Here is an 11,928-nt window from a genome sequence, read left to right as displayed (position 1 = left end):
GATACCCTAACCCTCCTATAATAAATCATCTAGCGATATATTGATTTTCTTCTGTATGCTTACTACTTTCAGTACTGGGGGTTCATTTATCTTGTAATAATCTAATACTGCCTTAAATCCCTCTTCTGGTGTAAGCATAGCTATTCCATTTTCAGCCTTTTTCTGAGCTTCTTTTTTCATATGTTCCAAGCTTCCTGTGATACTGTTTTCTTTTCTCATAATGTTTTCTGCATGTTGAGAGTTTTTTTTGATGTAATCCACCAGGTAGTCACCAACATATTTGATGTAGGCGTTTTTTGGGTTAGTTTCTATTTCTTGCTTTAGTTTGCTGATTGCTTCTTTAAGCATTAATTTTCCCTCCCGCTCTATTCATCTAATGAAACATAATGTGGATATAAAAGTTTAATGGCTTCAAACATATAGCCCATCAACTCACAGTCGAAAAGGTTATACGGTGTATATTTACCACTGAACTCTTCACCAAAATAACCATTATATAAATTAAATGCTAATCGGGTGATTCTTGTAGTTGTACCAGTCTGCCATGGCTTGTCCAATCCTTCAAACTCAATGCAATTATCATTAAAATCATATAAATCACTAATATTTTGACGTGTTTCAACTGTAAGCCCTAATAGATAAAAGAAAGCTTTTCTATATGGATCATCACTGCTATTAGTTTTTAAAATTTGTTCTTCAAAAAATACCTTGTGTTTATTATCTAAGTAATTCATGTCCTGCTTCCTCCTTCTTATCTTCTTGTGTTTCTTCTGGTCTTGTACAAACAACTATCGCTCCACATTTTTTACATTTAGTTACTTCTCTTAAACTCCATGCCTTAAAACCACAATTTACGCATTCATATTCTAGCAGCCTTTCACTATTTTTCATTTATTCCAACACCTCCTCTCCATTTGATATTTCATCTGGAGTTTGTTCTCTTGTGCAAACAATTGCCCCACAGTTATAACATTTACATTCTTTTTTAAGACTCCATGCTTGAAAACCACATTTTTCACAATCACAATGACGAAATGATTTAGGCATCTTAACCCCTTCTACTTTCTTTGTAGGAGCTGTCATGCAACCAACATCGATAGGCTTCATGTTTGCATATGCTTCGTCAAATTCTTCCATTGTATAGATTCCATACTTGTTTAATGCCTTCCATACGTTTTTCTTTCTTTCTTGTATTTCAGCTCTAGTCAATCTATCAATATCTATAGCCATTTAAAATCTCTTCCTTTCTATACCAACCTATTACCTTCTATACAGTCCTTAAAGCTTTAAGACCTTCAACATAACCGTATATCCTTTGCCTAACCTCTCTAGGTAAACCCTTAATTGTTGTAGTTACTTCGTTAACCTCTTTTTCTTCAATATCATTGAAAGTTTTGGTTTCTTCCTTTGTTATTGTTACCACGTTAATCAACTCCTTTTATGTTGTTTGTAAAAATTATTTTATTGTATGTAAATATTATATTATCGTTTGTGTAATTTGTCAACCTAAATATTTACAAACAATAATTTTTATGTTATATTATTTTCAAGGAGGCGATTATTCGTGAAGGAACGATTACTATTATTAAGAAAAACTCTAAAACTGAATCAAGAAAAATTCGGTTCTAAAATTGAATTAAGCCCTGCAAGTATTTCAGCATTAGAGAAAGGTATGAGGTCGATAACTGATAGAACTATCAAATTAATATGTACTGAGTATAATGTAAATGAAGATTGGTTACGTTATGGAACTGAAGAAATGTTTAATACATCTAATGATTTACTTGAAATTTTTTCATATGCTTTTAATGACTTGGATGAAGAAGAAAGTCAATTTTTAAAAAACTTTTTAACTCTTAATAAAGAAGAACGTCAAACCACATTAAAATATATGAGAAATCTTTTTAAAAACTATAATGATAATGTGTAGGAATTATTTGAAGTAAACTTATAAAACAAAAAAATTTCAGAAAACAGAAAATTTGACTCTTTCTTTTTTTATGTGATATTATCGTTTCAAGAGGTGATAATTAATGAAAGAAAGACTTAAACAGCTTAGAAAAGAATTAGAACTTAATCAAGAAAACTTCGGTAAGAAGGTATCACTATCAAGGACTGCTGTAGCCAATATGGAAATAGGTCATCGAACAGTAACCAATAGAACAATTCAACTAATTTGTTCTACCTTTAATGTAAATGAAGAATGGTTGAGGACTGGTAATGGTGAAATGTTTAATATCACAGAAGATTTAATTGAGCTATTTGGTTATATGCTAAATGATATGACTGAAATTGAAAAAGATTTTATGATTAAATATCTTAAACTTCCATCCCAAGAACGTCAAATGGTTGTTAAGTATCTAAAAAAACTTACTTGTGATTAAAATTATAATTTAAAATAGATTAGCCCTTACATCATCATAATCATTTGACATATATTGACTTTGATACCTATATTATTTATAATATTCTTGTATATCAAATATTAGGAGGTATTAGAATGGCTGATTTATGTAAAATATGTGATAGTAAAGTTAACTTATTAACTCGTGTCAAACTTAAAGATGGTTATATGTGTTTAAAATGTTATAAAAAAAGTAATTTACCTTTAAACTGTAGTTGTTTTTCTTCTGGAGATATTAGAGAAAGATATCAATATTTAGAACAAAGCAAGGAATTAACTAAAAATTTTAGTTCAACTACTAAAATTGGACAATACTTATTTGTGGATGACAGTAATCAATTGTTTAAATTAGATAAAAAAGGTGAATGCTATCCTTTTTCTGACCTAGTCAATTTTGAACTAAATGAAGATGGAGAAACTATATCTAAGGGTGGTCTTGGTAAAGCTGTTGCAGGTGGATTACTATTAGGTGGTGTAGGTGCTGTTGTAGGTGGTGTGACTGGAAAGAAAAAGCATAAGTCATTAGTTAATTCAATGTATATACGTATTAGTTTAAAAAACAGATGGGTCAAAAGTTTAAAAATTGACCTTATAAATACTCAAACTAAAAAAAGTAGTAAGATTTATAAACTAGCTAAACAATCTGCGGACGAAATAATATCAACTCTTGAAATGATTTCAAGTAATAATGAATCTAACGAAGAAATAGCAGTTACTAATACATCTAGTCCAGCCGACGAAATATTAAAATATAAAGAATTACTTGATATGGGAGCTATCACACAAGAAGAATTTGATAAAAAGAAAAAAGATTTATTAGGTTAATCCCAATACCCTCTTATATGGGAGGGTATTTTTTTATACAAAGTTTCTCTATTTGTATAAACATAGTATACATTTACGATAATGCCAAAGGAGGTAATGACTTGAAAAAAGCAGCTTTATACGTTAGGGTTTCCACATCACATCAAATAGATAAAGACTCACTACCCTTCCAACGACAAGAACTTACTAATTATTCTAAATATGTTCTTGGTATTGATGATTTTGAGATATTTGAGGATGCTGGTTATTCTGCAAAAAACACTGATAGACCTAAATATCAAGAAATGATGGCAAGAATAAAAAACAAGGAGTTTACTCATATTCTTGTTTGGAAGATAGACAGGATTTCAAGGAATCTAAAAGACTTTACCGAAATGTACGAAGAATTGAAAGAGCAGGATATAATATTCATATCCAAGAATGAACAATTTGATACTTCCTGTGCTATGGGTGAAGCTATGTTGAAAATAATTTTAGTATTTGCAGAACTTGAACGTAAACTTACTGGCGAACGTGTTTTTTCTATAATGCTTTCTAGAGCTGAAAAAGGGTTGTGGAACGGTGCAACTGTTCCTCTTGGGTATAATTGGTCTAAAGAAAAAAAATTCCCTGTAATGGACGAAAAAGAAGCTCATACAGTAAGGTATATATATAATCTATATGAGGAACAAGCTTCTACATCAAGAGTAGCCCATCAGCTTAATTCTGAACGAATTAAGACCAAGCGTAATGGAAAGTGGACAGCCAAGACTATTCGTGATGTATTAAGAAATCCATTCTACATTGGTACTTACAGATATAACACAAAAGATAATAAAAGAAGATATAAGAATGAGAATGAATGGGTTGTAGTTGAAAATAATCATCCTGCTCTAATTTCAAAAGAACAGTTTGAGAGAGTTAATAATATGCTTACTGATAACTACAGGGGTAATGGAAAATTCCAAAGAGAAAATACTAATACTCATATCTTTTCTAAGATGCTTGTATGTGGTAAATGTGGTTCAAGTTTTAATGCTGGACTTGATAGAGCAAGAAAAAACGGATATAGACCTTCACGTTATACTTGTTATTCTAATCAATACAACGATAATACTAGTAATATTAATTGTAATAACTTTGTAAGTGATATTACCTTATTACCCTTTGTTTTGAACTATATCTCTAATTTTATTAATCTGCAAAATAAGATTACTCGAAAACATTCATTTCGTGATATGGAAAGAATACTTTTGCGTGGAGATTGTTTTGTTGATGTTGAATGTATTGATAGGCAAGGTCTTGAAGAGACATATAAAGCTTTTACTTTTTCTTTTAAAGATTCTCTTGATGTTACTGATAAAGATAATAAGAAAAATGTTCTTAACTTTAAAATGGAATCCTTAAAGAAAGAAAAAACTAAGCATGAAACAGCTTTAGAACGTCTGGAAGATTTATTCTTATTTGATGAAATACCAATGCCCAAGAAAGATTATATTTTTAAGAAAAGAGAGATTACTGAAAAGCTAGATAAAATTAATACAGAACTTTCACAGCTTCACAAACAAAATACTGATCTAAACATTATTACTGATATCGAATTTCTCAAAAGAGCAAACGATTTTTTAATAGGTCAAAACATGATAGACAAAAAAAATATTGATTATAGGGAGTTATTAAAAGTTGTTGATAATTCTTTAATAAGAGATTATATACAAATTGCTATCAAAGAAATAGTAATAGTAGATAAAAAAGTATATTCCATTACGTTCCACAATGGTATTGTTCATAAATTCATGTACAAACCTATAGAAAAACGAAAAATTCCTAGTAGAGAAAAATTTCTCTACCTAACCCATGAAAACAAAATTGTTGAATTTCTACAAAATAATGAATCAATATCAAGGAAAGATATAGAAGAATTGACAAGTATGGGACGTAATGGAGCTATATCAATTATAAATGAATTGCTTTCAAGAGATATTATCATTAAAAAAGGTAATTCAGTTGCAACTAGATATTATCTAAAAAAGACCACTAAATAATAAAAAGTGGTCTTTTTGCCATGTACTCAAAGCCAGTTATCATCAGCATTACACGCAATCATATTTACTTGTACTTAGGGACAGCCTAAAGTATGGAATGCAACTTTTTTCATATTAATACCTCACAATAATTATTTATTTTTTTGTATATTATTTTAGTAGTTTAACTAAAAGCACCTAATATAGTTTACTTTTTTTGGTAATTTTAGTTATTGACTTATTTCCTCAGAAAGGTTAGTATATTCATGTATTAAAATATTAAAAATCACTTTTAAGGGGGTCAATTACATGAAAACAGTTAAAGTAACATTAAATTCAATCGATAAAGTTAAAAACTTTGTAAATGCAATCAGTAAATTTGATTCTGATTTTGATTTAGTTTCCGGTCGCTATGTTATTGATGCAAAATCAATCATGGGTATCTTTAGTTTAGATTTAAGTAAACCAATCGAATTAACAGTTCATGATGATGAAGCGTACAAACAAGTTGCTGGCACTTTAAAAGAATTTATCGTTGAATAATTATTAATTTCATATTGATGAAATTCTAATATGGTTAAACTGTATTATAAAAATCCACTTGTCAGTGGATTTTTGTTATAATCCTATCTATTAAATTCTAAGTATCTTTATTCCTCATCATCCGGTTTTATTTTAATAAGTTCTACGTTATTAATTGCTTCTTCAATCATTTCATCTATTCTTTCTAATCTTCTTTCAGACCTAATAATTGATTTTAGTGAAGGTTTTGTTACTGGATGTTTAGCAACAAAAATCGTACAACAATCTTCATAAGGTAAAATTGAAGTTTCATAAGTATCAATCTTTTCACTTATCTCAATTATTTCTTGTTTATCAAAACCTATAAGAGGTCTAAATACTGGCATATTACAGACAGAATTAGTGGCATTTAGGCTTTGTATTGTTTGAGATGCTACTTGTCCTATACTCTCACCAGTAACTAACGCAAGGGCACCATATTTTTCAGCTAGTCTTTCAGCTATAATCATCATTACTCTACGCATAATGATTGTTAATTGTTCATGAGGACATTGCTCATAGATATATAGTTGAATATCTGTAAAAGGTACAACATTAAGATTTATTCGCCCTGAATATTTAGAAACGATCTTAGCTAGATCAACAACTTTCTGCTTAGCACGTTCGCTGGTATAAGGATGACTATGATAATATACAGCATCTAACTTAACCCCTCTTTTAGCTACTAGATAACCTGCTACAGGTGAATCAATCCCTCCTGATAGCATAAGCATAGCTTTACCATTAGAACCTACAGGCATACCGCCTAAACATTTAATAATCTTAGAATAGATATATGCTCTACTTCTTATTTCAACCCATACTTTTACCTGTGGTTTTTTAACATCAACTTTCAGCTCAGGAAGATGATCAAGTAAATATGATCCTACTTCACAACATATCTCCATAGAATTAAGAGGATATCTTTTATCTGCTCTTCTTGCTTCAACTTTGAAAGTAAAGTTAAAGTCATCATATTCATCTTTCATATACATAAGTGCTGTTTCTTTTACTAATTCAAAATCCATATCCTCAAGAACAATTACAGGACATATCCCAACAAGCCCAAATATTCTTGATAATCTATCTACAACTTCGTCATAATCATATTCAGAAAATGGTTCTATGAAAATTCTTCCTTGCTCTTTGCTAACTTTAAAATCACCACATGGTTTAACCGCTCTACGTATATGATCTGCAAGTATATTTTCAAATATATATCTATTTTTACCCTTAATCGCAATCTCACCATATTTTACTAAAAAAGCTCTTTTTAAATTACTCATTATATAATCCATTCCTTCCAAAAATACATTTTCTTTAACAATTTTTATTTTAACTAATGTCTAACAAATTTCCTTAATAACGGTACTATTTCCTTCAATTCTTCAATACACTTATCCAATTCTTCTATTGTATTATTAATACAAAAACTGAATCTTATTGTAGATAGAGCTTCTTCATTATTAAGCCCTATTCCTTGCAAAGGTCCTAATTTAGAAGGTTTATTAGATGAACATGCTGAACCTGTAGATACAAATATATCTTTCTCTTCAAGGCTATGGAGTAACACTTCACCTCTAACTCTATTAAACCTTATACTTAAAATATGTGGTGCACCTTTATCTACATCTATTCCATTCACAACTGTATCTGTAATTTCATTGGTAATTCTATCTGCTAAATGTTTTTTTAATTTATATAGATGTTCTACATTAGAATCCAAGTTATCATACATACTCTTCGCTGCAAGACCAATAGCTGCAATTCCAGGTACATTCTCTGTACCAGATCTAATACCGCTTTGTTGATATCCTCCATATATTATTGGATTTATCTTAATGTTATCATTAATATATATTACTCCTACTCCCTTTGGTGCATGGAATTTATGACCACTTATACTTACCAAATCAATATCCCATTTTTTAGGATAAATATTTAGTTTTCCAAAGGATTGTATAGCATCTACATGAAAAATAGTATTTCTATTTTTCTCTTTGATTAATCTTCCAATCTGATCTATTGGCATAATGGTACTAATCTCATTATTAACATGCATTATGGATACTAGAATAGTATCTTCACGTATGCTGTCTCGTAATTGGTCTAAATTAATAAGTCCTTTATCATCAACTGGTAATACTGTTATCTCATAATCATTATCCCCCAGATAATTTATTGTATTCTTAACTGAAGAATGTTCTATTGCCGTAGTTATTATATGTTTACCTGATCTTTTATACGCATCTGCTACACCAAGTATGGCAAGATTATTAGATTCTGTACCACCTGATGTAAAATAAATTTCTTTTTGATTTACTTTTAATATTTTAGAGAATATATCTTTTGACTTAATAATATATTTTTCAGCTTCAAATCCTTTTTTGTGTAATGATGAGGGATTTCCGTAGTCTTCCCTAAACACTTTGCTCATTTCTTCTATGACATTTTCAAAAGGTTTTGTAGTAGCCCCATTGTCCAAATAAATTTCCATTCTAAGGCATCCTTTCACTTTCAATTACTTAATTATAGTTTGGTTCATATTAATATAAAACACACGTAAGATAAAAATTTAAGAAAGATATACTATATTAAACTCTTAAAGCTTAATATAATATATCTTGCCCAAAACCACTAGTCATTTTATCTTTATTCGATAACCGCATATTCATAATTACTTGCGGAATCTTTACTATTTATTCGCAACATTCTCTATAGCTTGCACTACTCTTGATTTCTGGAATGGTTTAACAATAAAATCTTTTGCTCCATTTTTTATAGCTTCTATAACCATAGGTTGTTGACCCATAGCTGAACACATAATTACTTTTGAATTAGGACTTGCCTTAAGTATCTCTGGAAGTGCTGTCACACCATCCATTTCAGGCATTGTGATGTCAAGAGTAATTACATCTGGTTGTAATTCTTTTGCCTTAGTTATTGCCTCTTTTCCGTTATTAGCTTCTCCACAAATATCAAAGTCTTCTTCTGCCAACATTTTCTTTAAAACAGTTCTCATGAAAATTGCATCATCAACGATTAATACTCTTAATGCCATACTATTCCTCCTCAAGTTGAAACATTAGTAATGATAATATAGCTAAACCTGCTGTTTCTGTCCTTAGTATTCTTTTCCCCAGTGTTATGATGTTAGCCTCACTACTTTTAGCCTCTTCTATCTCATCAAGGCTAAATCCTCCCTCAGGACCTATAAATACTCCAATCTTTTTACATTCTAGATTGTTAATGAATTCTTTTGTTTCTGTTATATTTTTAGCATTTTCATAAGGGACAATAGTTGTATCCAATTGCTTAGTATATTCAATTGCTTCTTCAAAATTCATTATTTCATTTACTATTGGAATAATACCTCGTTTGGATTGTTTTGCAGCAGACTGAGCTACCTTATTCCATCTAGCCAATTTTTTAGTCCCATTTTGTTTATTTATTTTAACAACGCTTCTTTCAGTAATAACAGGAATTATTTCATATACCCCTAACTCTACTGCTTTCTGCACAATTAATTCCATTTTAGCTTGTTTGGGTAAAGCTTGAAAAAGGTAAATTTTTGTCTTTAGCTCGGTAACCGAATGTGTCTTTTTGACTATTTTTGTATTTATATAGTCACCTTCAATATTATTAATTATACAATAATAATCATTACTATGTCCATCACAAATTACAATTTCGTCATTTTTATTCATTCTAAGTACATTTTTAATATGTTTTACATCATCACCAATAATACGAATTTCATCTTCAATAATTTGGTTAGGTTCTACAAAAAATCTATGCATATAAAACACACTTTCCTTTCAAAAGTACATAGCAACAATAGCTGCCCATTCTCCCATTTCTTTAATTTCTATTATTTTAAAGCCATTAGTTGACAGAGCATCTTTTACATCTTCTACTCTATCTAATATAATTCCAGAGGATATGAAAATACCATTAGGCATCAGGTATTTAGATACTCCCTTTGCCAATATCATTATTATATCTGCCATAATATTAGCAACTACCATATTTGCTTTAATATCTACTAATTTTAGTAAGTCACCATTGATTACATTAACTCTATCATCTACTTTATTAGTAACAACGTTTTCTTTGGCAGCTTTTACAGCATTTTTATCAAGGTCAACACATGTCACTTCTTTAGCTCCTAATTTAGCAGCTGCAATTCCTAATATTCCACTTCCACAACCTACATCTATCACCAAATCATCATTTGATAAATATTTTTTAATCATACTAACACACATGGAAGTAGTCTCATGTGTTCCTGAACCAAATGCCATCCCTGGATCTATCTCTATTATAACATCATCATGAGTTTTTCTTGTGTACTTTTCCCAAGTCGGTTTAATTATTATATTGCTATCTATCTTAAAAGGCTTATAATATTTTTTCCAATTATTAGCCCAATCTTCATCATCTATGATAGTTGATTCGATATTGCTTGCTCCAACATCTAGATATTTGCCTATATCCATTATTTTAGCTTCTATTTCATCTATTGTTTCAGCAATATTCTCTTTATCAGATAAATAAAATCTAATATAAGTATCTTTATCATTATCAATAACCCCATCTTCAATATAATCAACTATTATTTCTTCCATGTCTTCATTTGATAGGGTATTGTCAACTACTTCTATACCTTCTATACCTTGCTCAGTAAGCATATAACTTACCGCTTCAATGGCTTCATCATTGATATAGACTTTACACTGTGTCCATTTCAATATATTACACATCCTTCTAGTACGCCATAATATTTATCGTATGTAGCCTATCATTTAATCAAAGGCATCCATTACTTTATCATACCACTTTTTTTTCTTACCGTCTTTGAAATCTTTAACGTTTTCTCCAAAAGTAGATGAAAATTCTTTTAGTAATTCTTTTTGTTTGTCATCTAATTTTTTAGGAACATCCACGACCACTGTAACATATTGGTCTCCTCTAATCTTGGAATTCCTTATATGAGGTACACCTTTTCCTTTTAACCTGAATCTAGTATGTGTTTGTGTTCCTTCTTTTATTTCATACTTTACATTTCCTTCAAGAGTAGGCACTTCAAGTTCTGCTCCAAGTGCTGCTTGAGCAAAAGATATAGGTAACGTATAAAAAATGTCAACCCCTTGTCTTTCAAAAAAGTCATGAGGTTTTACATATATAGTAACCAATAAGTCTCCTCTAGGTCCACCATTAGTCCCTGGTTCGCCTTTTCCACTTAATCTTATACTTTGACCATTATCAATACCCGCAGGAATATCTACAGATATTTTTTTTCTCTTTCTTAAATATCCTGTTCCTCTACAAGTTGAACATTTTTCTTTTATTACTTTCCCTGTTCCACCACAATTATTACATGTTTTAACGCTAGTTATATTACCAAACATAGTCTGTTGATTATATCTAACTTGACCTGAACCTTTACAGTGTGAACAAGTTTCTGCTGTTGTACCTTTTTTGGCACCAGTACCTGAACAGTCTTCACATGTTTCTGAAACCACCATATCAATTTCTTTTTCTACACCAAATACCGCTTCTTTAAATTCCAAAGTAACAGAAGTTTTTAGACTAGCACCTTTAGTTGGAGCATTAGTATTTCTTCTGCGGCCTCCACCACCAAAGAAATCTCCAAATATATCTCCAAATATATCTCCAACATCTGAGAAATCAAAGCCTTCTGCTCCGCCGCCGCCGCCATTACTAAATGCTGCGTGACCAAATTGATCATATTTTGATCTTTTTGCTGAATCACTTAAAACCTCGTAAGCTTCTGATGCTTCCTTGAATTTATGTTCAGCAGATGTATCACCCGGGTTCATATCAGGATGATATTGCTTTGCCAATTTTCTATATGCTTTCTTTATATCAGCATCATTGGAATTTCTCTCAATACCTAATATTTCGTAATAGTCTCTCTTATCTGCCATAATTCCCACCTACCTCTTTTATGATTAATTTTGAATTATATATTTTTCCTTGATTTATAAGTTAAGTAGAACTAAATAATTACTGGCTCTATAGCAATTCTTTAATTCAACTTTTATATAATAGTATTAAATTCACCACAATATATATTGTCAATACAAAAAAGACGCCTCATAAAAGATATCA

At 30.2% G+C, this 11,928-nt stretch carries 16 protein-coding genes; 5 read left to right on the top strand and 11 right to left on the bottom strand.

All coding sequences use genetic code 11. The features are described 5' to 3' along the window. Positions 1-15 precede the first annotated feature (15 nt). From ACX6CF_RS05770 to ACX6CF_RS05750, 5 genes are read right to left on the bottom strand one after another with little or no spacing between them, the layout of a single operon-like run. On the bottom strand, positions 16-348 hold the full coding sequence (locus ACX6CF_RS05770; protein WP_458784356.1) for a hypothetical protein: 333 nt from the start codon (positions 346-348) through the stop codon (positions 16-18). 17 nt (positions 349-365) lie between these two features. After that, on the bottom strand, positions 366-734 hold the full coding sequence (locus ACX6CF_RS05765; protein WP_458784355.1) for a DUF6075 family protein: 369 nt from the start codon (positions 732-734) through the stop codon (positions 366-368). Continuing rightward, positions 718-891: a hypothetical protein gene (locus ACX6CF_RS05760; RefSeq protein ID WP_458784354.1), complete on the bottom strand. Its 174-nt coding sequence runs from the start codon at positions 889-891 to the stop codon at positions 718-720. Before ACX6CF_RS05760 ends, ACX6CF_RS05765 begins: the two co-directional genes overlap by 17 nt. Continuing rightward, on the bottom strand, positions 892-1,230 hold the full coding sequence (locus ACX6CF_RS05755) for a hypothetical protein (protein ID WP_458784353.1): 339 nt from the start codon (positions 1,228-1,230) through the stop codon (positions 892-894). A gap of 37 nt (positions 1,231-1,267) precedes the next feature. Further along, positions 1,268-1,423, bottom strand: coding sequence for a hypothetical protein (locus tag ACX6CF_RS05750; RefSeq protein ID WP_458784352.1), 156 nt, complete (start codon positions 1,421-1,423; stop codon positions 1,268-1,270). A gap of 141 nt (positions 1,424-1,564) precedes the next feature. On the opposite strand from ACX6CF_RS05750, the gene ACX6CF_RS05745 reads away from it, so the two are divergent. The 5 genes from ACX6CF_RS05745 (at position 1,565) to ACX6CF_RS05725 (ending at position 5,775) form a co-directional block, all read left to right on the top strand. Beyond that, complete coding sequence (locus ACX6CF_RS05745) at positions 1,565-1,930, top strand: helix-turn-helix domain-containing protein (RefSeq protein WP_458784351.1); 366 nt, start codon at positions 1,565-1,567, stop codon at positions 1,928-1,930. Positions 1,931-2,033: 103 nt separating this feature from the next. Then, entirely contained in the window at positions 2,034-2,384 is a 351-nt protein-coding gene (locus ACX6CF_RS05740; protein WP_458784350.1) for a helix-turn-helix transcriptional regulator, read from the top strand. Positions 2,385-2,500: 116 nt separating this feature from the next. Then, entirely contained in the window at positions 2,501-3,229 is a 729-nt protein-coding gene (locus ACX6CF_RS05735; protein ID WP_458784349.1) for a DUF4428 domain-containing protein, read from the top strand. A gap of 101 nt (positions 3,230-3,330) precedes the next feature. Continuing rightward, the gene (locus tag ACX6CF_RS05730) at positions 3,331-5,253 is read left to right on the top strand and encodes a recombinase family protein (protein ID WP_458784348.1); all 1,923 of its coding nucleotides are present in this window, start codon (positions 3,331-3,333) and stop codon (positions 5,251-5,253) included. A gap of 288 nt (positions 5,254-5,541) precedes the next feature. Further along, on the top strand, positions 5,542-5,775 hold the full coding sequence (locus tag ACX6CF_RS05725) for an HPr family phosphocarrier protein (RefSeq protein WP_458784347.1): 234 nt from the start codon (positions 5,542-5,544) through the stop codon (positions 5,773-5,775). A gap of 107 nt (positions 5,776-5,882) precedes the next feature. Here ACX6CF_RS05725 and thiI read toward each other — a convergent pair whose 3' ends face one another. The 6 genes from thiI to dnaJ form a co-directional block, all read right to left on the bottom strand. Next, the gene (gene thiI, locus ACX6CF_RS05720) at positions 5,883-7,079 is read right to left on the bottom strand and encodes a tRNA uracil 4-sulfurtransferase ThiI (protein WP_458784346.1); all 1,197 of its coding nucleotides are present in this window, start codon (positions 7,077-7,079) and stop codon (positions 5,883-5,885) included. 53 nt (positions 7,080-7,132) lie between these two features. After that, positions 7,133-8,290, bottom strand: a complete 1,158-nt coding sequence (locus ACX6CF_RS05715) for a cysteine desulfurase family protein (RefSeq protein ID WP_458784345.1) — start codon at positions 8,288-8,290, stop codon at positions 7,133-7,135. Between the two features lie 198 nt (positions 8,291-8,488). Then, complete coding sequence (locus ACX6CF_RS05710) at positions 8,489-8,854, bottom strand: response regulator (RefSeq protein WP_458784344.1); 366 nt, start codon at positions 8,852-8,854, stop codon at positions 8,489-8,491. Between the two features lies 1 nt (position 8,855). Next, positions 8,856-9,593 (bottom strand): 16S rRNA (uracil(1498)-N(3))-methyltransferase, encoded by a 738-nt coding sequence (locus ACX6CF_RS05705; protein ID WP_458784343.1) that lies wholly within the window; start codon positions 9,591-9,593, stop codon positions 8,856-8,858. An 18-nt stretch (positions 9,594-9,611) separates the two neighbouring features. Then, complete coding sequence (gene prmA, locus ACX6CF_RS05700; protein ID WP_458784342.1) at positions 9,612-10,544, bottom strand: 50S ribosomal protein L11 methyltransferase; 933 nt, start codon at positions 10,542-10,544, stop codon at positions 9,612-9,614. A gap of 54 nt (positions 10,545-10,598) precedes the next feature. After that, positions 10,599-11,744 (bottom strand): molecular chaperone DnaJ, encoded by a 1,146-nt coding sequence (gene dnaJ / locus ACX6CF_RS05695; protein ID WP_458784341.1) that lies wholly within the window; start codon positions 11,742-11,744, stop codon positions 10,599-10,601. Positions 11,745-11,928: the final 184 nt, after the last annotated feature.

The sequence above is a fragment of the Vallitalea sediminicola genome (assembly GCF_054408565.1).
Note: the sequence above shows the minus strand (reverse complement) of the source record. Positions and strands in the feature narration are given on the sequence as shown.